At 30.9% G+C, this 22,754-nt stretch carries 23 protein-coding genes; 9 read left to right on the forward strand and 14 right to left on the reverse strand.

Going from position 1 to position 22,754, the window contains the following annotated elements; genetic code table 11:
- Positions 1 to 32: 32 nt before the first annotated feature.
- Positions 33 to 1,400 (reverse strand): histidine--tRNA ligase, encoded by a 1,368-nt coding sequence (hisS, locus tag D1816_RS06470; RefSeq protein WP_118501698.1) that lies wholly within the window; start codon positions 1,398 to 1,400, stop codon positions 33 to 35.
- 207 nt (positions 1,401 to 1,607) lie between these two features.
- Between hisS and D1816_RS06475 the strand changes: the two genes are divergently transcribed.
- Positions 1,608 to 2,843 (forward strand): ABC transporter permease, encoded by a 1,236-nt coding sequence (locus tag D1816_RS06475; protein ID WP_066308950.1) that lies wholly within the window; start codon positions 1,608 to 1,610, stop codon positions 2,841 to 2,843.
- Positions 2,844 to 2,861: 18 nt separating this feature from the next.
- Here D1816_RS06475 and D1816_RS06480 read toward each other — a convergent pair whose 3' ends face one another.
- Positions 2,862 to 3,335 carry a DUF6495 family protein gene (locus tag D1816_RS06480; RefSeq protein WP_118501700.1) on the reverse strand — a complete coding sequence of 158 codons (474 nt, stop codon included), beginning with the start codon at positions 3,333 to 3,335 and terminating at the stop codon, positions 2,862 to 2,864.
- A 209-nt stretch (positions 3,336 to 3,544) separates the two neighbouring features.
- Between D1816_RS06480 and D1816_RS06485 the strand changes: the two genes are divergently transcribed.
- Positions 3,545 to 4,786: a M20/M25/M40 family metallo-hydrolase gene (locus D1816_RS06485; protein WP_233565306.1), complete on the forward strand. Its 1,242-nt coding sequence runs from the start codon at positions 3,545 to 3,547 to the stop codon at positions 4,784 to 4,786.
- A gap of 75 nt (positions 4,787 to 4,861) precedes the next feature.
- On the opposite strand, the gene D1816_RS06490 is transcribed toward D1816_RS06485, so the two are convergent.
- From D1816_RS06490 to rpsF, 4 genes are all read right to left on the reverse strand, one after another.
- The gene (locus tag D1816_RS06490) at positions 4,862 to 8,092 is read right to left on the reverse strand and encodes a TonB-dependent receptor (protein WP_118501704.1); all 3,231 of its coding nucleotides are present in this window, start codon (positions 8,090 to 8,092) and stop codon (positions 4,862 to 4,864) included.
- Between the two features lie 135 nt (positions 8,093 to 8,227).
- Positions 8,228 to 8,677: a 50S ribosomal protein L9 gene (gene rplI / locus D1816_RS06495; protein WP_066308938.1), complete on the reverse strand. Its 450-nt coding sequence runs from the start codon at positions 8,675 to 8,677 to the stop codon at positions 8,228 to 8,230.
- Between the two features lie 16 nt (positions 8,678 to 8,693).
- A complete protein-coding gene (gene rpsR, locus D1816_RS06500) occupies positions 8,694 to 8,990 on the reverse strand; it encodes a 30S ribosomal protein S18 (RefSeq protein WP_066308935.1) in 297 nt (98 codons plus the stop codon).
- Between the two features lie 3 nt (positions 8,991 to 8,993).
- The gene (rpsF, locus tag D1816_RS06505; protein ID WP_066308934.1) at positions 8,994 to 9,332 is read right to left on the reverse strand and encodes a 30S ribosomal protein S6; all 339 of its coding nucleotides are present in this window, start codon (positions 9,330 to 9,332) and stop codon (positions 8,994 to 8,996) included.
- 216 nt (positions 9,333 to 9,548) lie between these two features.
- Between rpsF and D1816_RS06510 the strand changes: the two genes are divergently transcribed.
- Both D1816_RS06510 and D1816_RS06515 read left to right on the forward strand, forming a co-directional pair.
- Positions 9,549 to 10,259, forward strand: coding sequence for a LytTR family DNA-binding domain-containing protein (locus D1816_RS06510; protein ID WP_118501706.1), 711 nt, complete (start codon positions 9,549 to 9,551; stop codon positions 10,257 to 10,259).
- A 264-nt stretch (positions 10,260 to 10,523) separates the two neighbouring features.
- Complete coding sequence (locus tag D1816_RS06515; RefSeq protein ID WP_066308929.1) at positions 10,524 to 11,231, forward strand: LytTR family DNA-binding domain-containing protein; 708 nt, start codon at positions 10,524 to 10,526, stop codon at positions 11,229 to 11,231.
- On the opposite strand, the gene priA is transcribed toward D1816_RS06515, so the two are convergent.
- From priA to nadC, 7 genes are all read right to left on the reverse strand, one after another.
- Positions 11,228 to 13,681, reverse strand: coding sequence for a primosomal protein N' (priA, locus tag D1816_RS06520; RefSeq protein ID WP_118501708.1), 2,454 nt, complete (start codon positions 13,679 to 13,681; stop codon positions 11,228 to 11,230). The genes D1816_RS06515 and priA overlap by 4 nt on opposite strands.
- Before the next feature lie 230 nt (positions 13,682 to 13,911).
- Complete coding sequence (locus D1816_RS06525; protein WP_066308927.1) at positions 13,912 to 14,478, reverse strand: chalcone isomerase family protein; 567 nt, start codon at positions 14,476 to 14,478, stop codon at positions 13,912 to 13,914.
- Positions 14,479 to 14,586: 108 nt separating this feature from the next.
- Positions 14,587 to 15,015, reverse strand: coding sequence for a DUF2147 domain-containing protein (locus D1816_RS06530; RefSeq protein WP_118501710.1), 429 nt, complete (start codon positions 15,013 to 15,015; stop codon positions 14,587 to 14,589).
- An 86-nt stretch (positions 15,016 to 15,101) separates the two neighbouring features.
- Entirely contained in the window at positions 15,102 to 15,662 is a 561-nt protein-coding gene (locus tag D1816_RS06535) for a chalcone isomerase family protein (RefSeq protein ID WP_118501712.1), read from the reverse strand.
- A gap of 143 nt (positions 15,663 to 15,805) precedes the next feature.
- The gene (locus tag D1816_RS06540; protein WP_066308922.1) at positions 15,806 to 16,366 is read right to left on the reverse strand and encodes a chalcone isomerase family protein; all 561 of its coding nucleotides are present in this window, start codon (positions 16,364 to 16,366) and stop codon (positions 15,806 to 15,808) included.
- Positions 16,367 to 16,397: 31 nt separating this feature from the next.
- Positions 16,398 to 17,321: a YihY/virulence factor BrkB family protein gene (locus D1816_RS06545; RefSeq protein WP_118501715.1), complete on the reverse strand. Its 924-nt coding sequence runs from the start codon at positions 17,319 to 17,321 to the stop codon at positions 16,398 to 16,400.
- A 10-nt stretch (positions 17,322 to 17,331) separates the two neighbouring features.
- A complete protein-coding gene (nadC, locus tag D1816_RS06550) occupies positions 17,332 to 18,189 on the reverse strand; it encodes a carboxylating nicotinate-nucleotide diphosphorylase (RefSeq protein WP_066308914.1) in 858 nt (285 codons plus the stop codon).
- Between the two features lie 104 nt (positions 18,190 to 18,293).
- Between nadC and rlmH the strand changes: the two genes are divergently transcribed.
- The 3 genes from rlmH (at position 18,294) to D1816_RS06565 (ending at position 20,333) form a co-directional block, all read left to right on the forward strand.
- Positions 18,294 to 18,767 (forward strand): 23S rRNA (pseudouridine(1915)-N(3))-methyltransferase RlmH, encoded by a 474-nt coding sequence (gene rlmH, locus D1816_RS06555; RefSeq protein ID WP_118501717.1) that lies wholly within the window; start codon positions 18,294 to 18,296, stop codon positions 18,765 to 18,767.
- A 63-nt stretch (positions 18,768 to 18,830) separates the two neighbouring features.
- The gene (locus tag D1816_RS06560) at positions 18,831 to 19,733 is read left to right on the forward strand and encodes a geranylgeranylglycerol-phosphate geranylgeranyltransferase (RefSeq protein WP_118501718.1); all 903 of its coding nucleotides are present in this window, start codon (positions 18,831 to 18,833) and stop codon (positions 19,731 to 19,733) included.
- Between the two features lie 3 nt (positions 19,734 to 19,736).
- Entirely contained in the window at positions 19,737 to 20,333 is a 597-nt protein-coding gene (locus D1816_RS06565) for a Maf-like protein (protein ID WP_118501720.1), read from the forward strand.
- 128 nt (positions 20,334 to 20,461) lie between these two features.
- On the opposite strand, the gene D1816_RS06570 is transcribed toward D1816_RS06565, so the two are convergent.
- The gene (locus tag D1816_RS06570; RefSeq protein ID WP_118501722.1) at positions 20,462 to 21,175 is read right to left on the reverse strand and encodes a TenA family transcriptional regulator; all 714 of its coding nucleotides are present in this window, start codon (positions 21,173 to 21,175) and stop codon (positions 20,462 to 20,464) included.
- Between the two features lie 254 nt (positions 21,176 to 21,429).
- Between D1816_RS06570 and D1816_RS06575 the strand changes: the two genes are divergently transcribed.
- Together D1816_RS06575 and D1816_RS06580 are read left to right on the forward strand one after the other, a co-directional pair.
- The gene (locus D1816_RS06575; protein ID WP_118501724.1) at positions 21,430 to 22,365 is read left to right on the forward strand and encodes a septum formation inhibitor Maf; all 936 of its coding nucleotides are present in this window, start codon (positions 21,430 to 21,432) and stop codon (positions 22,363 to 22,365) included.
- Between the two features lie 61 nt (positions 22,366 to 22,426).
- Positions 22,427 to 22,717, forward strand: a complete 291-nt coding sequence (locus D1816_RS06580; RefSeq protein ID WP_066308899.1) for a 4a-hydroxytetrahydrobiopterin dehydratase — start codon at positions 22,427 to 22,429, stop codon at positions 22,715 to 22,717.
- Positions 22,718 to 22,754 lie beyond the last annotated feature (37 nt).

The raw sequence follows: 22,754 nt of genomic DNA on the forward strand, positions 1-22,754 counted from the left end.
TAGCTTGAAAGTATTAAATTAATAATTTTTTATTACAACAGTGCTTTTAATTCATCAAAATTCATTTCGTTTTGGGTACCCAACTCCATGTTCTTGACAGTAAACGTTTCATTCTTTAATTCAGAATCACCCGCAAGTATAACGTATTTCGCACCTTTTTTATTAGCGTAATTCATTTGCTTTTTCATTTTAGTCGCATCTGGATATAACTCTGCTAATATCCCTTCTTGTCTTAATTTATTAATTGCTTTTAAAGAATATAATGCTTCGGCTTCACCAAAATTAATAAACAACGCCTTTGTTACTGGTGCCACTGTTTCAGGAAATAAATCTAATTCTTCCAGTACTAAATAAATCCTATCTAATCCAAAAGAAACTCCTACTCCACTCACATTTTTTAATCCAAAAATACCTGTAAGATCATCATAACGTCCACCACCACCGATGGATCCCATTTTTACGTTTTCGGGAGCCGCAACTTCAAAGATAGCTCCGGTATAATAATTTAAGCCTCTTGCCAAAGTAACATCTAAGTCCAAAGTAGCGCATTGTAGAGGAATTGTTTGAATAGCTTTTACGATAAACTCTAATTCTTTTACGCCTTGCATACCTTCTTCAGAAGAATTTAATAAATCTTTTAATTTATTAATTTTTTCTGTTGCATTTCCTTCAAAATTAAAAAGTGGTTGTACTTTAGTTATTGCATCTTCAGAAATCCCTTTAGACAACATCTCTTTCTTAACTCCTTCTTCTCCTATTTTATCAAGCTTATCAAGAGCAACAGTAAAATCTATTAGTTTATCACTGGCTCCAATAACTTCTGCTATACCGGATAATATTTTTCTATTATTCATCTTGATGGTAACTCCATCAAGCTTCAGTTTTGAAAAAACGCTATCATATAATTGAATAAAGTCTACTTCTTGCCATAGAGACTTACTTCCAACTACATCTGCATCACATTGAAAAAATTCTCTAAACCTACCTTTTTGGGGTCTATCGGCACGCCATACAGGCTGGATTTGATATCGCTTAAAAGGAAAGTCAATTTCATTTTGATGTTGTACAACATAACGTGCAAAAGGTACGGTTAGATCATAGCGTAAAGCTTTTTCACTAATTTTACTCGTCATTTTTGTACTATCCTTACTATCGTACAATGCATCATCAACTTTCTTTAAATAATCACCACTATTTAATATTTTAAAAATTAATCGATCACCTTCTTCGCCATATTTGCCCATAAGGGTATCGCTATTTTCAAAACTCGGAGTCTCTATTGGATGAAAACCAAACAATTGAAACTGCTCCTTTATGGTATCAATAATATAATGTCTTTTTGCTACCTCGATAGGTGAAAAATCTCTAGTTCCTTTTGGTATTGAAGGTTTTTGTGCCATTGTATTCTTTTTAATTTAAAGGTTTTTAATTGAACTGCTGATTATCAAAAACTTAAATCAGAACAATAAAAATTAAAAACCATTAGGGCTGCAAATATCTAAAAAAACTACAAAGTCATTTCTTCTAAACACAAAAAATCTAGTTTTTTAAGTAACTTTAATTACTTTTTGTAGTCATATACTAAAAACACATTTTATACACCTACTATGTTTTCACTTCTTAGAGAAAATATTCGTATTGCAATGGACTCTATAAAAGGGCAAGTATTAAGAACCATTCTTACGATTTTAATTATAGCAATAGGTATAACTGCATTAGTAGGTATCTTAACATTTTTAGGCGCATTAGAAAAAACTATAACAGGTGACTTTGCCTCTATGGGAGCAAATACGTTTAACCTACAACGGTATGAGTTTAATACTCGTAATAATAGGGATAGAGAAAAAATAAATCCTATTATTAACTATAGAAATGTAAGAGCATTTAATGACAAATTTCAATATCCGTTTTCAAAAACATCAGTATCCTTTACAGGAACCAGAGGAGCTGAAGTAAAATATGAAAATGAAAAAACAGATCCTGAGGCTTCTGTTCTTGGTGTTAACGAGAATTATCTTGAAAACACGGGTACAGAAATTGATAAAGGCCGAAACTTTACGTTTTTCGATATCCAGAATAACAATCATGTCTGTTTAATAGGTTCTGATTTTACAAAAAACTTATTTAAAAACACAAATCCGATAGGAAAGACAATTAGCATTCGCGGTGTGAAATTTAAAGTAATTGGACTTCTAGAAAGTAAAGGAGCGACTTTTAGAAATAATCAAGATTTGAAGGTATTAATTCCTTTACAACTAGCACGGTCTATATTTACCTTACCAAATATAAATTATAACATCAGTGTTAAAGTTGATGATAAACAATTCTTAGAAGGTGCCCAAGATGAAGCCATAGTTACATTTAGAAATATCAGAGGACTTAGTCCTGTTGAAGAAAACAATTTTGGTTTAGAACGTAGTGATGATCTTATCAACAGAATATCAAACATTACTTCGTACCTCTATTACGCAGCATGGATTATAAGTATTATTACAGTTTTTGGATCCTCGATAGCATTAATGAACATTATGCTTGTATCGGTAACAGAGCGTACTCGAGAAATAGGGGTTCGTAAAGCACTAGGCGCTAAAAAACATACTATTTCTGGTCAGTTTTTTTTAGAAACTGTTATCATAGGGCAATTTGGAGGTCTTATAGGTATAATTCTGGGTATTGCAGTTGGTAGTCTTGCTGCATCTATATCAAATTTTGAATTTACCATTCCTTGGCTTGCTATTGTAGCAGCCGTGGTTACCTCATTTTTGACTGCAGTAGTTTCTGGATTGTATCCGGCTGTAAAAGCAGCTAATCAAGATCCTATTGAATCGCTTAGGTACGAATAATAACATTAATTATTCTTTTCAATCTTCGACTAATTTGGCAAAATAATTGAATAATTCACCTTTTGTAATAGAAGCTCCTTTTTGTATTAGTGTAAATTTATCAAGATTTTTATCATCACTATATGCCTTAGAGGCATTATAAAATACGACTTCGTCATTCAATAAATTATCACGCAACCAGTCATACCCTGCCTGTGTAGTGACATCTATCTCTTCATTATTAATTTTGATAGCAATCAGAAGCATTTCATTATCCTTAAGTTCAAACAAATGAATTTGATCTTTAGAAAAATGCTCAAGATATTGGGCATTGTCTAATACTTTTTCCCAAACTAAATCACTAAAAATATCAATCTCTTCTTCTGCTACATCTGGTTTATTAGCTTTAATATCACTCCATTCATCTGCAGTAATAGATTGAGTAGCTAAGAAATTAATAAACTCTACATGTAGTTCTTCTAACTGTTCTTTTGTTAATCTAGCGTATTTCATTTTCTAAAAAAATTGACCGCAAAAATAACTATAAAATCAGGATTCATAAAACAATTAAGAGGTTCTTATTAAGGTTTACATTGAAAACCAATGATCTTTGCACTTTAAAGTTCTTATCTTTATATTTTACACGCAATACTTTCTTAATTATGACTAGATCAATTAAAATTTCGATCTTATACATCTTTTTATTTTTTCTAATAAATACTATGCAGGCTCAAAAATTATCTAACATTGAAAAGAACATCATCATATCTGTAGAAACTAATCATAAATCTGCACTATTATTTTTAGAAAAAGTAGTAAATCTTAACAGTGGCACCATGAATCATTTAGGTGTTAAAGAAGTCGGAAATGTTTTTAAAAAGGAATTCGACAATATTGGGCTGGATACGAAATGGATAGAAATGCCTAAAAAAGTAAATCGTGCTGGACATTTATTTGCTAAAACAAAGGGTACAAAAGGAAAAAAAATATTGCTCATTGGTCATCTAGACACTGTTTTTGAAAAAGACAGTCCTTTTCAACAATTTAAAATTGAAGGAGATACTGCTTATGGTCCTGGAGTAAACGACATGAAAGGGGGTAATGTAATTGTATTATATGCGTTAAAGGCATTACACGAAAGTAATTTATTAGAAAATGCTCAAATAACTATTGCATTTACAGGGGACGAAGAAAGTACTGGACAGCCATTAGACATTAGCCGAAAAGATTTAATCGAAGCTGCAAAAAACAATGACATCGCGCTAGGTTTTGAAACGTCAACAGGATTTAATTATGCCACTGTTGCTCGAAGAGGGTCTTCTGGATGGAAACTTGAAGTTAAAGGAAAAAGAGCCCATTCTTCAGGTATTTTTAATGAAAATATTGGAGCCGGAGCAATTTTTGAAGCCTCAAGAATTTTAAACTCTTTTTATACAGAAGTTAAAGGAGAAGAATTTTTAACCTTTAATCCCGGGGTAATTTTAGGCGGAACTGATATTGATTTTAATAAAGAATTAAATAAAGGAGAAGCTTTTGGTAAGAACAATGTTGTAGCGCAAACAGTTATAGTAAAAGGAGGATTACGTTTTATATCAGAAGAACAAAAAGAAAATACTCGATTAAAAATGAGTGCCATTGTCGAAAAAAACTTACCTCATACTTCAGCAAAAATAAGTTTTACAGATAGTTATCCCGCTATGCAACCTACGGCAGGAAATCTCAAATTATTAAAAATATTAAATGCTGTTAGTAACGATCTTGATCAAGGAGAAGTACAAGCTTACGATCCCGGAAAAAGAGGAGCTGCCGACACTTCTTTTGTTGCTGATTATGTAGATTGTCTAGATGGGCTTGGTACCATGGGTAAAGGAGCCCATACACCCAAAGAATCTTTAGATTTAACAACTTTTGAGGCGCTTACAAAACGTACAGCATTATTAATTTACAGACTAATCCAAAATTAAATTTCCAGATATAAAAAATCCATCGCTACAACCATAGCGATGGATTTTATTAAATCAATTACAAAATTTGCCCAATTAATTAAATATATATCGTAATCCAACTTGTGCTTGCCATCTTGAATCAAGACTAAAATCATTTGCAAATGTTTTAGTTTGTGACGGGTCAAAAGTATAGATTGGATTTGTTCTTCCTGGGTCTGCTACTGCATCAAAAGAAACTCCAATAGGTTGATCATTAACAGGGATTTCTATTACTCCCCAATCAGAACTTAATAAGTTTCCAAAATTTAGAATATCCAAACTTAATTGAATCGTGTTGGTTCGTTCTCCCACTTGTATATCATAATCTTGTAGAAATTTAACATCCCATCTTCCTCTCCAAGGACTTAAAATAGCATACTTTTCTGCATAACTACCTCTACGTCCACTTAAATATTCATCTTGCTGAATATATGCTTCATACGCCTGTCTTTGTGTTTGTTGTTCTGCGGCCGTTCCACTAAAATTAAATGTTGCCAAATCGGCTTGTGTAGGAATATAAATCAAATCATTAAGTGGCGAACCGTCTCCGTTTATATCACCAGAGTATGTATATGAGAACCTTCCACCTTGTGCATATTCATAAAAAGCACCTACAGAGGTTCTCCATTGTTTATTTTTACCATAGCTAAAGGATTTATTAAGTTGCCCTACAATTCTATGTTTATCTCCATATCGTGCTGTTGAACTAACAGCCTGGTTCACATTACCTAAAGCCGGATTTCTATCAAATGCATCACTAGAAATTTCTGCATCTAGAGAACTTGCATCTTCAGCTTCTAAGTAATTATAGGCAACACTGGCAAATATACCATTGCTAAAATTCTTTTGTAGTTTAAAAGACCAATTAAAAGAATACCCTACATTAGTATTTGTAAAAACATATGCGTTTGTTGGACCTCCAAATTCATTTACTGCTCTATCAGAAAGTTGATAAATAACCCTATTATCAGCTCCAGTGAGTGTACCAGTAGGAGTTCCTAAACCAAAATTTCTTACCATTTGAGCATTGATATCCTCTGTATAAATTACATCTGTTGATGCTACTATACCATTTTTAAATCTATAATCGATTCCCAAACTATTTCTAAATACCTGTGGAAACTGAAAATCAGGAGCTGAAGTTGTATAAAAAAAGAAATTTGGATTTGCCACCTGGTTTCCTATCCAAACAAAAGGTAAACGCCCTGTAAAAATACCTGTCCCCCCTCTTATTTGAAAAGTTTTATCTCCTTTAACATCATAATTAAAACCAAGTCTAGGAGACACTAATAACCTTCTTGTTGGTAAATCCAAACTATTTAATTGTGTTGGACTACCGTTTTGATCAAAATACGTGATTCCTGGCTGGTAATTACCATCTGGGAACGTTCCCCCTGCTCCTCTTTCAATATTTTCTGCGATCTTATCAACGGTGTCAAAATACAGTGGCTGATCGATTCTTAAACCATAAGTTAGCGTAAACTTATCGTTCATTTTCCATTTATCCTGAGCATAAAAGGCAAGTTGACCAACATTTGTTTCTGCCAAAGCCCAATTTCCTGAAGCATTGTTAGTATCAAAAACGTTTTGAGCATTTGCTAATGCAGCGGCTATAGTTCCATTATTAACAGCATCTTCAAAACTTGTACCTGGATTAGTTGGATCAATCCTCACACTCTGAAAAGCATCAAAAAATGTACTTACAGGACCTTGACCAGCTGCAGGATTTGCTGCTAAATCATACACCCCAAGATTAAAAGAATTATCGAATTCAAATCTCTCGAAACTAGCACCTAAAGTAATTGTATGATTTCCCGTTACAATATTTAAGTTATTTGTAATCTGATATACTTTTTGTTTCAAATTATTATTAATTGAAAAAGGCTCGTGCCCAGCTACTATATATCGAACTCCTTCTTGCTGAATATTAATTGGTGGTGCTGGTGTAGAAAAAGGATCTCGACTGTCATCAAAAGAAGTATAACCTGCCTGAAATTTATTAGATATATTTCCTCCAAAATTAGAATTTAATTCAACTAAAAATGAACTAATCTTATTATTGATTTGATATCCTGAGTTTCTAAATTGCAACGTAGTTAAGTCTGGTCCCCTTCTACCTATTGCTTCTCTATTTGCTGGTAAATCTCTAGACGCATTTAAAAAATTATACACTATAGCCATTCTATGATTATCATTTATATTCCAATCTAATTTAAGAAGACCCTTGGTAGACTCGGTATCATGAGTATACCCTTCGTATGCACCTGTTTCATATCCTAATGTTCTTAATTGCTCTGATACAAAATCTAAATCTTCAGCAGATACTCTAGATACATTTGCTCCTGTTAATCCTGGTCTAGCGGCTAAAAAATTTGAACCTAAATCTTCACGATCATCTTTTTCAAAATTTCCAAAGATGAAAAGTTTATTCTTAATAATAGGCCCTCCTACACTTACTCCATATTGCGCTTGTGTTAGATCTGGAACAATTATATCATCATCTCCAACTTTATCACCTGTCATATCCTGATTACGATAAAACCCATAAACAGTACCTTTCCATCGATTCGTACCACTTTTAGTTACAGCATTTACCGATGCTCCTGTAAATCCTGCTTGAGTCACATCATAAGGAGCTGTAGCCACTTGTATTTGATCAATTGCATCTAATGAGATTGGCTGGGCATTTGTTTGTCCACCTGGTGTTGCTGCATCTAACCCAAATGGATTATTAAAAATAGATCCATCTAAACTAAAATTATTAAACTGGTCATTTCTTCCTCCAAAAGAACCATTACTGGATGCGGTAGGCTCTAATCTGTAAAAATCAGCTGCTGACCTAGTAATTGTGGGCAGCGATTTTAATTCTCTACTACCAATACTAGTTTCTGCTCCTGTTCTTTCACTACTAAAAGTTGTGCTTTTATTTGATGTAATAATAACTTCTTCGAGTTGATTATCATCCTCTTGTAATATTATCTCTGCATTGAAAGTTTGTCCCAATTGCAAAAAAACATCATTTATAACATGTTTTTTAAACCCAACATAGCTTATTGAAATGGTATAAGGTCCACCAACTCTTAAGTTAATTAAATCGAACCGTCCGTCAAAATTAGTTGTCCCACCATAACTTGTTCCTGTAGGTTCATGAAGTGCTGTGATATTTGCCCCTGGTAATAATTGTTTTTCTAAATCATAAACGACACCAGAAATATTAGAGGTAGTGACTTGAGCATTACTAATAATACAAGTCAATACAAAAATTGCCATGAAAATTTTTTTCATTGAATTTGTAAATTTATGTGAATAATGAATTGTGTATATAAAGTAAAATAAAAAAATCGCTCGAATGAGCGATTTTCTTTTATATTATAAAACAGTTATTAACCGTATGATAACTAGTTATTAACCATTTATTAATTATTTCTGAGGAATAACTTCAAAAGCAACAGGAACAACTACTTGTCTATGAAGACGAACAGACGCTTCATATTGTCCTAAACGTTTGATAGTTCCACCAGGTACAGTTATAAATTTCTTTTCTAACTCAACACCTTCTTTACCAAAAGCTTCAGAAACATCTGCGTTAGAAATAGATCCAAATAATTTGTCTCCAGATCCTACTTTAGCAGCAATTTTAAACTCGAATGAACCAAGTTTTTTTGCAACTTTTTCTGCATCTTCTACTTCCTTCTTTTCTTTAAAAGCTCTTTGTTTTAAAGTCTCAGCTAATACTTTTTTCGCAGAAGGAGTAGCTAAAACAGCAGCACCTTGTGGGATTAAATAGTTACGTCCATAACCATTTTTCACTTCTACTACATCGTCTGCAAATCCTAGATTCTCGACGTCTCTCTTTAATATAAGTTCCATAGTGTTATGACGAATTTTATTTTAATAAATCACCAACGTATGGCATTAAAGCTAAATGTCTTGCTCTTTTTACAGCAACACTAACTTTACGTTGATATTTTAATGAAGTTCCTGTAAGACGACGAGGTAACAATTTACCTTGTTCATTTACAAATGCTATTAAGAAATCTGGATCTTTATAATCAATATATTTAATACCAGATTTTTTGAAACGACAATACTTTTTGTTTTTAGTAGTATCTATATTAAGAGGAGTAAGATATCTGATCTCTCCGTCTTTTTTTCCTTTAGCTTGTTGTTCTATAGATGACATATCTTAAGCTTTTTGTTTGTTTCTATTTCTTCTTTTCTCTGCCCAAGCAATAGCGTGTTTATCCAAACGTACAGTAAGGTAACGCATTACTCTTTCATCTCTTCTGTACTCAACTTCTAATGCGTTGATTACTTCACCAGGTACCTGGTATTCAAATAAGTGATAAAAACCACTTTTTTTGTGTTGGATTGCATAAGCAAGCTTTTTAAGCCCCCAATCCTCTTTGGATATCATCTTGGCACCGTTAGAAACAAGAATGTCTTCGTATTTCTTAACTGTTTCCTTTATCTGGTCATCAGATAAAACGGGATTCAAGATGAAAACAGTTTCGTAATGATTCATAAAAATCTATTTTAAATTAAAAATTGGCTGCAAAAGTAATGTTATTTTTTGTAATATTCAAAATGATACGTAAAAGAGTTCTATACTTTAGCACTGCAAAATCTTCAAAGGTATTCAATTCATCGTTATAAAGCACAATTCATCGATAAAATACACTTTTAGTCATGTTTTAAACAAAAATGTCATTACTATTGTATTATCATAAAACCAAATACAATGAAAAAGCCTCAAATAAAATGTGCCGTTGTTGATGACTCCCCTACACAACGTTTAGCAATTACAAATCAAATTAAAAAATATTGTCAATTAGAGCTTGTTGGAGTATGGAACAATGCTATTGAAGCCAAAAATGCTTTACTTGACGTAAAAGCAGATGTTTTATTTCTTGATATAGAAATGCCTGTATTAAATGGTTTTAAATTTCTTGATGACTTAGAAAACAAACCACATGTTGTTATTGTTACTGGAAAATCAAAATATGCTCATAAAGCATTTGATTATCACGCTATCGATTTTTTAAAAAAACCATTAAGATCAAATCGTTTTGGAACAGCAATAGAAAAAGTTTTACAAGTTTATAATTCAAAGTCGAACATAGAGCCTAATACATATTTTCCTTCAATATTTATTAAAAGTGGCACAAAACAGCATAAAGTGTATCTGAATGATATTTTATATATTTCTGCTATGGGAGACTTTGCAAAAGTTCATTTAGAAGGAAACAATTCATTAGTAATTACAGGGACCATGACATATTTAGAATCATTACTTCCTAATAAAAAATTCTTTAGAGCACACAGATCATTTATTGTTAATCTAGAAAAAATCGAAAACTTTACGACTAGATATATGGAAATCAAAAACGAAACGATACCTATTAGTCGACAAAAAAAACAGGAATTAAAGGACATTTTAAATTATATGTAATCGGTTTGAACAAAATTCTAATTACATAATGCAAGTATTTTGTTCTTAATTTTGTTAAATAGATTGATTGACAACACGTAACAGCTAAGCTTAAAAACAGCTGTAAAATAGGGAGTTATACCGATTAACCAAGACAAAACACTATTCATAAACAAGGCTACTAGCTCGATGAAACACTAACTTTTATCGACAAAAAACCCAAATTGTTTGTTGGAATAATTTATATTCATTAATATTGTAAATAGAATATATAACACTACACAAGTGGAACAATCTCAATTAAAATGTGCGGTAGTAGATGACTCTCGCCTTCAAAGACTCGCTATAGTCAAACTAATAGATGAACATTCTTCGCTAGAATTAGTGGCAGAATGGAATAATGCTATTGAGACTAAGAATGGATTATTAGATACTCAAGTAGATCTTTTATTTCTGGATATTGAAATGCCAATACTTACTGGTTTTGACCTTTTAGATGATTTAGAAAACAAACCTCATATCATTTTTGTTACAGGAAAAACAAAATACGCTTTTAAAGCTTTTGATTATGATGCAGTAGATTACTTAAGAAAACCATTAAAAAAGGATCGTTTCAACGCGGCAGTAGAAAAGGCATTAAGCATGTCTCGTTTAGGGACTGAAAGTGCAGTTGTAGAGGATGATGATTATATATTCGTGAAAAGTAATTTAAAGAAAAGGAAAATTTTTCTTAGTCAATTAAAATATGTTGAGGCGTTAGGTGATTACGTAAAACTTATTATGGAAGAAGGAGATCCAATTGTAGTTTTAGCTACTATGAAATCTTTTGAAGCACAATTACCAAGTGATCGATTCTTAAGAATACACAAGTCTTATATAGTTAACCTTGACAAAGTTGAACGCTACAATAGTCGTAATATAGAAATTGCAGACGAAAAAATACCTCTTAGTAGACATAAAAAACATTCTTTAATAGAAGCGCTAAACAACTAGTAATTATCTACATTTATAATAATTCTTACTCCTGAAAACTCTTTTATAGTTGCAAAAGAAGTATGTATCTTTTTTATAATGTCTTTAGTTTTTGCTAAAGATTGTTTTTGTGGTATTTTAATCAATATATTTTTATGATATTGATTTCTTATTCGTGATATTGGAGGAAATTCTGGTCCTAAAACATTTTCATGAAATGAATTTCTAAGAGAACGTGCAAGCCAGTCTATTGCACTATTGACTTTATTGTAGTCTTTATGTTTTCCTGTAATTTTTATGATTCTAAAAAAAGGAGGATACTTGTATTGATGTCGTTCTTCTATTTGATCTTTATACATCCCCTGAAAGTCATTTATTGATACTTGTTGAAGAATTTGATGATACGGATTATATGTTTGAATTAAAACCTTTCCTCTTTTCTTTGTTCTTCCGGCTCGTCCTGCAACTTGTTGCATCAATTGAAAACTACGCTCATGTGCTCTAAAATCTGGAAAATTAAGCAAATTGTCTGCATTCATTATACCAACAAGAGTTACATTTCTAAAATCCAAACCTTTTGACAACATTTGCGTACCAACTAAAATATCAATTTCTCCTTGTTCAAAACTATTTATGATCTTTTCATAACCATATTTCCCCCTGGTAGTATCTTGATCCATACGACCTATCTTATAATCAGGAAAAAGTTCTTTGAGCTCTTTTTCTATCTGTTCTGTCCCAAAACCTTTAGTCTGTAGTTCTGTACTATTACAAGCCATACATTGCAACAACATTGCCATATTATAACCACAATAATGACACCTTAATTGATTTCTATGATTATGATAGGTAAGACTAACATCACAGTTTGGACATTGTGGAGAATGCCCACATGTGTTACATTCTACAACAGGAGAATATCCTCTTCTATTTTGAAAAAGAATAACCTGTTCTTTTTCTCTCAAAGCATCTTGAATTCCTTCTAATAGTGTATCACTAAAATGCCCTGTCATTTGTTTCTTCTTATATTTCGTCTTTACATCGACTAAATTGATATCTGGCATAAGAACATTACCAAACCTTCTAGTCAGTTTTACTAAACCAAATTTATTCTTTATCGCATTATAATAGGTTTCTAATGAAGGTGTAGCAGACCCCAATAGCACTTTTGCCTTAAACATATGGCCTAATACAATAGCAGTGTCTCTTGCATGATATCTCGGTGCAGGGTCATATTGTTTAAAGGTACTTTCGTGCTCTTCATCAACAATAATGAGACCCAGGTTTGTAAATGGCAGAAATATAGCTGATCTGGCTCCAATAACTATTTGAGCCTTTGATTTAGCACCTTTGACATTATTCCATGCCTCTACTCTTTCGTTTACAGAATACTTAGAATGATACACAGTAAGTTTTTCTCCAAAATATTGTTGCAACCTACTAATAAGCTGAGTTGTCAAACCTATTTCTGGCAATAAATACAAAACCTGTCTACCTTGTTTAATAGTTTCCTCTATAAGTTTTACATATATCTCTGTTTTTCCGGAAGAAGTAACACCGTGTAACAAACAAACATCTTTTGTATTAAAAGACTCTTTTATCTCCTTAAAGGCTATATCTTGATATTCATTAAGCTTTTTACTTTCGTACTGAATATCGGCTTCATAATGCACTCTATCGGTTTGAACATGATACTCTTCTAGAATATTTTTATCAATTAAAGTCTTTATAACTGCACTGGAGCTATTTGATTTTTTAACAAGTTCAGTTACTTTAATCGGTTTTGAAGTTTGAGCTTCTAAAGTAAATAATTGCATCAATACTTCTCGTTGCTTTGGAGCCCGAGTAAGCGAATCAAGTAATAATTTTAAAGCTTCTTCTTCTTTATACTCTTGACGAAGTTTAATATATCTAACAATCTTTGGTTTATATTGCTCATAAATCTCTTCTTGTACAGTAATTACTTCCTTTTCTAGTAATCTTTTTATAACCGGAAGTACATTTTTCTTACTTACAATATTCATTATTTCCTGAATTCTAAGTAAACTTTGATATTGTAATGCCTCAAAGACTAAGAATTCATCATCTTTTAAAAGAAGTTCATCTACCGTATTGTTCTCGTTTTTAAGAACAATAGTTTCACTTTCGAGCAAGAAAGCGCTTGGTAAGGCAGCTCTCATCACTTCTCCTTTAGTACACATATAATAACTAGAAATCCAAGACCAAAGCTTTAGTTGATCCTTTGTAACAATAGGAGATTCGTCTAAAATATGTTCTATCTCTTTTGCTTCATAAACAATAGGAGGTGTTTGATGCACTACAGTAACCAGAGCAGCATAAATTTTACTTTTTCCAAATTGAACTGCTACTCTCATACCTGGCTTTACAAAAGCTGCTTCACTACTATTTATACTATAAGTAAACTCTTTATCGAGTGGTATAGGAAGAATTACATCTATAAAGTATGACATTAACGAGGTATAAAGAAAAAATAGACTAAACAGTTTCTAGCTTACAAAAATACAAGTTTAGTCTCTAGAAAGTCAAATAATATGTCTAGAAGTCATTTTTAGTTACTTTATTACATATTTACGCTATTCTAACATAGAAATAAAATAAATAAAGTCTACTCTCATAAAATACGAAAATAGCCTGATCATGATTTGATCAGGCTATTTTCGTATTTTATAAAAATCTATTTTTATTTCGTTTCTCCCAGCATTCCTCCTTTAATTATTTCGCATGCTGGTTCATTTCCAAGCCATATTTTAAATAAAGCGTACTTAAAATCACGGCCTTTAATAAAACCTAGTTCTTCTCCGTTTTTATATGTTTTGATTCCTTTTCCTTTTAGATACACTAAATCATAAAAATCATTAATCTTCATTGGAGAATCAAATAACTTAAGAAAATCTTCGATTCTTACATCTAGACTTTGAGTATTTCCAAACATAGCATCATCAAAACCTTTTCTGAATACTTTTATCATTCTTTCATTAGTAACCTTTTTAGAAGCAATATTTAATCGAATAGCCATTGTTTCATCAGATTCTAATACTTTTTTATCTTCATTATACTTTTGTTGCGTATATAAAGTACCTGCGTAAGTTTTAAATGACAGCACTTTTCTCATACCACCACCATTAAACACTAACTCTTCTCCATCAAAATTCACTTTCTCAGGGACTACAATATCTCCAATTCTAACTTGGGCAGATGCTATTGAACTGAATGTCAATGCAACTATTAGGGTAATTATTTTATTCATGGTTTAGTTTTTTTAAAGTTTAATTATACGTTTAGTTCTATAAAACGCCAAAAACTAACGTTAAAAAGTGTTAAATTTTTCACTCCTCTCTAAAACTGCTATGAAAAACTATACTTTTAACCACTTTTGAGTCCTGTATAAAAAGGCAATATACCCTCTTACATTTAATACTTTAGGGTTATCTTCATCGACCCATATTTTACAACGATACACCTTTCCGTTTTCTGGATCTAAGATAGTACCATCTTCGTATTCATTCCCGTCTTTTTCTAATTCATTGATTATAACCATACCTTCTATTGGTTGATTATGTTCTTCCCCATTACATTCAATACATAATTTACTTCTATCTTCTTCTTTCAATATTCTTTTGATTTTACCATAGAATTTGTCTCCTTCTTTGTAAATCTCTACTATAGATTTTGGTTTTCCTGTAGTATCATCGATAGTTTTCCATTCACCTACAATTTCTTGTTGTGCACTAGCAATACTAGAAATCAATAGTGATAGTGTAAAAAGTGTTTTGAAAATGTTCATGATAAATTGATAATTTGATTAGTGAAATTAAGACTAGAAAAGCTATCTGCAGCTCTGCAGATAGCTTATATATTAATAGAACTACGTTATTGGATACCTAACATCCCTTTTTTTATACCTTCACTTGCAGGTTCATCTCCAAGCCATATTTTAAACAAAGCATACTTAAAATCACGACCTTTTATGACACCTAATTCTTTCCCGTTTTTAAAAGCTTTTACTCCAACATCTTTTATATAAACTATGTCGAAAATATCATTCTTAACTATAGGTTCGGAAAAAAATTTAATAAACTGATTAATCCTTTTATCTAGAGGTTTCGTATTACCAAAGGTAGCTTTGTGAAAACCATCTCGCACTGCTTTGATCATTTTCTTTTGTGTTACAAAACCAGAAACTATATTTAATTTTATAGCCATCGTTTTATCAGATTCTAAGATCATCTTAGGATCTTTACTTTTACCTTGTAGATATAATCCACCAGCATACAAATCTATCCAAAGCATTTCTCTCATTCCTGCTCCGTTTAATTTTAAATCTGTATCTGCAAAATTTTCCTCATATGGTAAAATTGCTTTACCAACTCTTATTTGTCCAATTGCAGTAAAAGAAATAAAGGTAATAAGTATTAAAATAGTTTTCTTCATGTTAATTAAGGTTTAATTGGGGCTTATTAGATTTTTTTAACATTTTGTTGGCAAACAAATATAAAAAAATATTATGCGCGCACAACATTATGACGAATGCCTACCTTAATTTTAACAAAAATACAATTATATTTTATTGATTTCTAATTACCTAGCATTTCTTTCTTAAGTCCCTTATCCGCTGGTTTATTTCCTAACCAAATGTTAAAAAGAGCCACCTTAAAATCTAAACCAGTAACGTATCCTTTTTCTACTCCGTCCTTATAAATAACACTTCCTTTACCTTTTTCATACACAATATCATATACTTGATCAACCTCGATTTCATTATTAATAAAACCGATAAATTTTTCTATTCGTTCTTGGTAAGGTGCTAAATTACCATTTGTAGATTTTTCAAAACCTTCTCTTAATGCATTAGCCATTTTATTTGTAGACATTAGGCCTGATAAAATGTGTAGTTTAATAGCCATGGTTTCATCGGCCTCTGCAATTGCACTCGCACTTTTATTTTTCTTATTAAGATATAATCCTCCAGCATAAATATCGATAAAGAGTTTTTCTCTTAATCCTCCTCCATTAAAGACGAGACTTTCTTTATTGAATGTTACATTATTTGGTAAAGTTGCATCTCCAATTTTTACTTGTCCTTGTACGGATATAACCGTTACCAATGCTAAAAATAATACGCTTAGTTTTTTCATACTTAAAATTATCTGTTTGTGTTAAATTAAATTACTTATCAAAATTCTTTCTTAATTGGTTTAATGAGGCATTAAGCTCAAAACCCAACAATAATAGATTGGCATTGAGCCATATATACAGCATTAATATTAATACGGCTCCAATAGATCCATATAATTTATTATAATTTGAAAAATTATCTATATAAATTCCAAATAAATATGTAGTAATAATAATCAAAAAAGTAGTCATAAAAGCACCTGGAGAAAAGAATTTATTATTTCTTCCTTCTGAAGTGCCAAAATAGAATAGTGTCGCTACTATAATAAATATCATAAAAACGAACAACGCGTATTGACCAATTGTTAGCCAAAATAACGTATCATCTACCATTCCTATCTCATTTAAATTATTCACTAAATATGTAAAATACAATGTACCTATTACCGTAACTAACAATAAGGATGCCACGATTATAGATACTCCAAGTGCCACAAGATACTGTCTTACAAAATTTCTATTTAAATTGACGTGATAGGAATACTCAAAACCAGAAAAAACTGCATTTATTCCGTTTGTCATAAATAAGATTGAAAGTATAAATACCGTTGACAACAACCCTCCTCTTGGATTTGAGGCTATATCATTAAAAATCCCAGAAAAAAAACCTGATGTTTGTTTTGGTAATGCTCCATTTATAAACTCGAAAAAATTATTTTCAAAATTATCAATAGGTACATAAGGGATAAGATTTAAAAGAAAAAGCAAAAATGGAAATAATGAAAGAAAGAAACTCCATGAGATAGAACTTGCTCTTGCCGAAAAGGTTCCTTTTATAATTCCGATAACATAGATTTCAATCAAATCATATACCGACAATCCTTCAAAACCAGGAAGAACAAGTTTTTTCCCTAACTTAACCAAAAGATTAATCACAGGGATTTTACTTAACTTATCTTCAATTGCTTTTGACATATATTTTAGCTTATATCGCTTTTAGGCTTAAATCTAAATTATATACAGAGTGAGTTAACGCTCCACTACTTATATAATCAACACCACATTCTGCATATTTTCTAACGGTATCTTCATTAATACCTCCACTAGATTCTGTTAAACAGGTATCACCTATAAGCGCTACAGCTTTTTTAGTATCTTCGTAATTAAAATTATCAATTAATATCCGATATACTCCTGGGGTTTTAAGTATTTCTTTAATTTCATTAAGATCACGGGCTTCTACAATGATTTTAAGATCTAAACTATTATCTAATAAATACTGTTTTGTTTTCTCGATTGCCTTTGTAATACCGCCTGCAAAATCGATATGATTATCTTTTAGCATAATCATATCATAAAGTGCAAATCGATGATTTTCTCCTCCCCCAATTTTTACTGCCCACTTTTCTAATGCACGAATTCCAGGAGTAGTCTTTCGGGTATCCAAAATCTTTGTTCCTGTTCCATCTAACAGTTTTACAAAATGATTTGTTTTTGTAGCTATAGCACTCATTCTTTGCATAGCATTTAAAACTAATCGTTCTGCTTTTAGGATAGATTGTGATTTTCCTGACACATAAAAAGCGATGTCTCCGAATTTCACAGAAGCTCCATCCTGAATTTTAATGTCTATTATCATTTCGGGGTCGACATAATTAAATACCTGTTTTGCAAAATCTACTCCTGCTAAAATTCCATTATCTTTAACCAAAAGTTTTGCTTTTCCAGACACAGAACCAGGAATACATGCCAGCGAGCTATGGTCTCCGTCACCAACATCTTCTCGAATAGCATTGGATATAATCAAATCAATTTCTTTATCAAATTGGGCTTTACTAATCATATTGAATGGTTATTTTTGCTAATGTAAAAAAAAGAAGTCGGAAGTACGAGGTTCAAAGTACAATGAAACAACTTTTAAAAAAATACAATTATTTAGTATAGCACATGACCATTAAATTACTTGCAATAGGTAAAACTGACGACAAACAACTTGAAGAGCTTACTCAAAAGTATATCAAGAGGTTAGGGTTTTATGGTAAATTTATTTTTGAAGTAATTCCCGATCTTAAAAACTCAAAAAACCTTAGTGAAGCTCAGCAAAAAGAAAAGGAAGGTTCTTTAATTTTGAGTAAAGTAGAAAATTCTGATATTTTGGTAGTATTGGATGAAAATGGAAAACAATATGATTCTGTTCAATTTTCTGAAGTCTTACAAAAATATATGAATAGTGGGATTAAACAATTAATTTTTGTAATAGGAGGACCTTATGGATTTAGTCCTGAAGTCTATCAACGTGCTAATAGCAAATTATCACTATCAAAAATGACGTTTTCTCATCAAATGGTTCGTTTATTTTTTGTTGAACAATTATATAGAGGTTTTACAATATTAAAAAATGAACCTTATCATCATCGTTAGACAGTCATTTCTTTACTTAATTTTAATTACTACATTTACCAACCTTAAATATAATCTTACACTATGTTACCTTATCTAAAGCTTATTAAGTTTGACAACCTACTCATTATTGCTTTAGCACAAGTATGTATTAAATATGGGCTTTTTGAGCCTTTTGGTATTGCGATAACACTTAATAGTTTTGGCTTAGCTTTATTAATTGTTTCAAGTATTTCTATTGCTGCTGCAGGTAATATTATTATTGAAATTTACGATCGTGAAAATCTAGGAATAAAAGGCTTGTTATATGGATCAATAACAGAAAAGAGTGCCAATAGATTATTTATTATTTTTAATGTAATTGGAGTTGGTATTGGGTTTTATTTAGCTAACTTGATCAATAAACCAGGCTTTGTTGCTCTTTTTATAATTGTATCGGGAGTATTCTATTTATACGCTTCTTATTTAAAAGAAATAATAGGTCTTAAGAACATTACCATTAGTTTACTAGCGGGATTAAGTCTAGTGGTAGTTGGGGTTTTTGATCTTTTACCTGCTATAACTCCAAAAAATAAAGAATCACAAACTGTACTGTTTTCTATTGTATTAGACTACTCGATCTTTGCTTTTATGATTACTATGCTAAGAGAGTTAATAAAAGACTGTATTCATATAGATCGGGATCATAATATCGAGATAAAAACAATACCAATATTATTAGGTAAAACCAGAACTTCTAAATTAATTGGGGTATTGACAATTTTTCCGATACTCGCTATTATATATTATATTTATACCTATTTATTTTCTAATAGTACTGCTGTAATTTTAATATTATTTTGCTTGGTTGCTCCTTTGCTATATTTCATGATTAAAAGTTTTTCTGCACAAACAGATAAACAATTTTTACTTTTAAAAAATATCCTAAAAATATTGCTTGTTGTAACTGCCATTTCTCTATTACTTTATCAATTTATATTATTATAAATTATGCTAAAAGATATTTTAAAAGAATACAATATTATTCTTGCCTCGGGATCTCCAAGAAGACAACAGTTTTTCAAAGATTTAGATTTAGATTTTAAAATACAATTAAGAGAAATTAATGAAGTATATCCTGATTATTTAAAAGCAGAAGAAATATCAGATTATCTAGCCGAACTAAAATCAAAAGCTTTTACTGATCTTAACCCTAAAGATATCCTAATAACTAGTGATACGATTGTTTGGCACAACAATAAAGCTTTGGGGAAACCAAGAGATACAAATGAAGCAAAGGAAATGATTGCCTCATTATCTAATGATACTCATAAGGTTATCACATCTGTGTGTTTTAAAATGGGAAATGAGATCAGAGTTTTACATGATATCACAGAAGTTACTTTTAAGAAATTGAACCAAAAAGAAATCGAGTATTATGTCAACACCCATAAACCCTTAGATAAAGCAGGTGCTTATGGTATACAAGAATGGATTGGCTTTATTGGAATATCAAATATTAAGGGTAGTTATTTTAATGTAATGGGATTACCCACCCATATCGTTTATCAAACCTTAATCGATATTGCCACAAACAAAAACATTTAATGTTTTTGTATTTTTGTTGATTAAATTAATCACTTAGAGTACTATAGCGTTACTTATTTTTTTGGGAAATTTTTAATCTCTATAATAGGTCTATATATCTCTTTTTTAACAAAACCAGATACAGCATCTTACAATAATTGTGTATTAAATTTTGTTTTGGTCGCGGTCATAAAATTTAGGTATTCATAAGTCATTGCTTTTGTATAAATATCGATTGCAATACTTTCATTTATTACATGCTTTTTTTGGTATTCATTTAGAAAATTTCCCATAGTATAAGCACCTTCAAAATCATCATTTCCTGTAATCCAAGGAGCATAAAGGTTACCTGTTTCTGGTGGTGTTAATTGATTTCCCAGCCATGCCCATAGATATTCGCAAGGTATCATAACTATCAAAGCATAAATTGATTCCATTTGTGATACTACGTTAGATTCATACTCTGCATACTCCTTACAAGCTTTGCTAGGTACAATTCCGTTAGCGTCCTTGATATGCCATATATCCGGAAATGTCTTATTATATTTCTGATAGCTTTTGTGTTTTTTTAATAAAAATGCCTGAAGACCAGGATTGGTTGCTTTTTCTGCGGCTGTTAAGTAATCTTGTTCTCCATTAAAACAATAATATGCATCACTTACATTAAATCCACCATATGTTACTGGATCAAGTGTTCCATCTGCAAGTCCTTGAATAAAATCAGTATTTAAGGCATCATCTGCAATTTGCATACAATCATCCCACATTTTCCAGAAAAGGGAATTTGCTGGAGGTGGTGCCGTAGATAATTTATACTCAACTAAAAAGCTTTTATCTAATTCTATTCTTCTGTTGTTTTTCATGATTAAATAATTTTAAAATTCTATTAGTAAAACATATCAAATTATGCAATAACAATACATTATAAATTCATGACCTTATCAATTAACTACTTAATCTATAAGATTAATAGTCTATTGTAAATTAGGGTTTACTCATTAAAAAAAATATTTCATTCTATTTCATTTTATTTTTGGGAACAAAACAATTTTATAAAATGTTAATCGATATTGATAAATTATAGGTTTATTGTAATTTGCATATTAAAATTAATGCTATGAAAAGGTCTATATTATTATTTGGGATTTTAGGATTATTTGTAATTATTGCTTGTAGTAACATAAAAGCCGATAATATCTCAAAAACAGTTATAACAGAAGCCTCTTATACGGATACAGAGTCCAATACACTTTCAGAGGATTTCAAAAAATACTGGTATAATGGCACTGCAGAAATATCATCATATCAATTAGAACAAGCTAGATATGGCGAGATAAGAAAAGGAACATCTGTTCTCATATTTGTTACAGAAGATTTCTTACCTAATGAACAAGTAAAGGCGGATCAAAATAGTTCCAATAATATTCCGGTATTAAAATTAAATGCTACAAAAAAATTTAACACAGGTATTTATCCATATTCGATAATGCAAAGCACATTTTATCCTGTATCAGATAATAGACATGCTATAAAAGTATCTAGCTCAATGCAAGAATGGTGTGGTCATGTTTATGCACAACTAAATAACAGAGATGAATTCGAAATTATGTCACATTCTTATTTTCAAAATGAAGCTGACCAAGAATTTAAAATAGATAAGGCTATCTTAGAAAACGAACTTTGGACAAAAATTAGAATTAATCCAAGTAACTTACCTGTTGGCAACAAAATGATAATTCCGTCTTTAGAGTATTCAAGGTTAAGGCATAAAGAAATAAAACCTTTTAATGCAAAATGTTCATTACAAAAAAACGACGTAACGAGTACTTATACTATAGAATATCCTGAGTTAAAGCGAAGTTTAAGCATAACTTTTACAACTAAGTTTCCTTATGAAATAGAAAGTTGGACAGAAACTTTTAAAAGCGGTTATGGTTCTAATGCAAAAGAATTAACGACCACTGCCACTAAAATAAAACAAATTAAATCTGCTTATTGGGGTAAGAATCGTAATAAAGATGAAGTGCTAAGAACAGAGTTAGGGCTTCAATAACAATTTACAACAAGAACAAGAATTTAGCTTAAAAATATATCCAAGCAAAAAAACAATTACAATGATAAAATTATCTGAATCAGAAATACAGAAGAAACTTAAAGAAGTTGATGGGTGGGAATACAATGAAAATGCACTACATACAACTTTCGAGTTCAACGACTTTAAAGATGCTTTCTCTGTTATGACTCGTATTGCTTTTGAAGCAGAACTCCAACAACATCATCCAGACTGGTCTAATGTATATAATAAATTACAAATTAGTCTTTCTACACATGATGCTGGAGGAATAACAGAAAATGATTTTGTACTTGCAAAAACAATTGATAAGATTATTGAAGGAGATTCATAATCTTACCTTTAATCTAGTACACTATAATTTTTAGAAT

Origin of the sequence: Aquimarina sp. AD10, from assembly GCF_003443715.1 — a bacterium.
Classification (GTDB): domain Bacteria; phylum Bacteroidota; class Bacteroidia; order Flavobacteriales; family Flavobacteriaceae; genus Aquimarina; species Aquimarina aggregata.

Bases quoted from the DNA above. Each gene is read 5' to 3' on its own strand.
- hisS (WP_118501698.1), bottom strand. From the start codon at position 1,400: ATGGCACAAAAACCTTCAATACCAAAAGGAACTAGAGATTTTTCACCT.
- D1816_RS06475 (WP_066308950.1), top strand. From the start codon at position 1,608: ATGTTTTCACTTCTTAGAGAAAATATTCGTATTGCAATGGACTCTATA.
- D1816_RS06480 (WP_118501700.1), bottom strand. From the start codon at position 3,335: ATGAAATACGCTAGATTAACAAAAGAACAGTTAGAAGAACTACATGTA.
- D1816_RS06485 (WP_233565306.1), top strand. From the start codon at position 3,545: ATGCAGGCTCAAAAATTATCTAACATTGAAAAGAACATCATCATATCT.
- D1816_RS06490 (WP_118501704.1), bottom strand. From the start codon at position 8,092: ATGAAAAAAATTTTCATGGCAATTTTTGTATTGACTTGTATTATTAGT.
- rplI (WP_066308938.1), bottom strand. From the start codon at position 8,677: ATGGAACTTATATTAAAGAGAGACGTCGAGAATCTAGGATTTGCAGAC.
- rpsR (WP_066308935.1), bottom strand. From the start codon at position 8,990: ATGTCATCTATAGAACAACAAGCTAAAGGAAAAAAAGACGGAGAGATC.
- rpsF (WP_066308934.1), bottom strand. From the start codon at position 9,332: ATGAATCATTACGAAACTGTTTTCATCTTGAATCCCGTTTTATCTGAT.
- D1816_RS06510 (WP_118501706.1), top strand. From the start codon at position 9,549: ATGAAAAAGCCTCAAATAAAATGTGCCGTTGTTGATGACTCCCCTACA.
- priA (WP_118501708.1), bottom strand. From the start codon at position 13,681: ATGTCATACTTTATAGATGTAATTCTTCCTATACCACTCGATAAAGAG.
- D1816_RS06525 (WP_066308927.1), bottom strand. From the start codon at position 14,478: ATGAATAAAATAATTACCCTAATAGTTGCATTGACATTCAGTTCAATA.
- D1816_RS06530 (WP_118501710.1), bottom strand. From the start codon at position 15,015: ATGAACATTTTCAAAACACTTTTTACACTATCACTATTGATTTCTAGT.
- D1816_RS06535 (WP_118501712.1), bottom strand. From the start codon at position 15,662: ATGAAGAAAACTATTTTAATACTTATTACCTTTATTTCTTTTACTGCA.
- D1816_RS06540 (WP_066308922.1), bottom strand. From the start codon at position 16,366: ATGAAAAAACTAAGCGTATTATTTTTAGCATTGGTAACGGTTATATCC.
- D1816_RS06545 (WP_118501715.1), bottom strand. From the start codon at position 17,321: ATGTCAAAAGCAATTGAAGATAAGTTAAGTAAAATCCCTGTGATTAAT.
- nadC (WP_066308914.1), bottom strand. From the start codon at position 18,189: ATGATTAGTAAAGCCCAATTTGATAAAGAAATTGATTTGATTATATCC.
- rlmH (WP_118501717.1), top strand. From the start codon at position 18,294: ATGACCATTAAATTACTTGCAATAGGTAAAACTGACGACAAACAACTT.
- D1816_RS06560 (WP_118501718.1), top strand. From the start codon at position 18,831: ATGTTACCTTATCTAAAGCTTATTAAGTTTGACAACCTACTCATTATT.
- D1816_RS06565 (WP_118501720.1), top strand. From the start codon at position 19,737: ATGCTAAAAGATATTTTAAAAGAATACAATATTATTCTTGCCTCGGGA.
- D1816_RS06570 (WP_118501722.1), bottom strand. From the start codon at position 21,175: ATGAAAAACAACAGAAGAATAGAATTAGATAAAAGCTTTTTAGTTGAG.
- D1816_RS06575 (WP_118501724.1), top strand. From the start codon at position 21,430: ATGAAAAGGTCTATATTATTATTTGGGATTTTAGGATTATTTGTAATT.
- D1816_RS06580 (WP_066308899.1), top strand. From the start codon at position 22,427: ATGATAAAATTATCTGAATCAGAAATACAGAAGAAACTTAAAGAAGTT.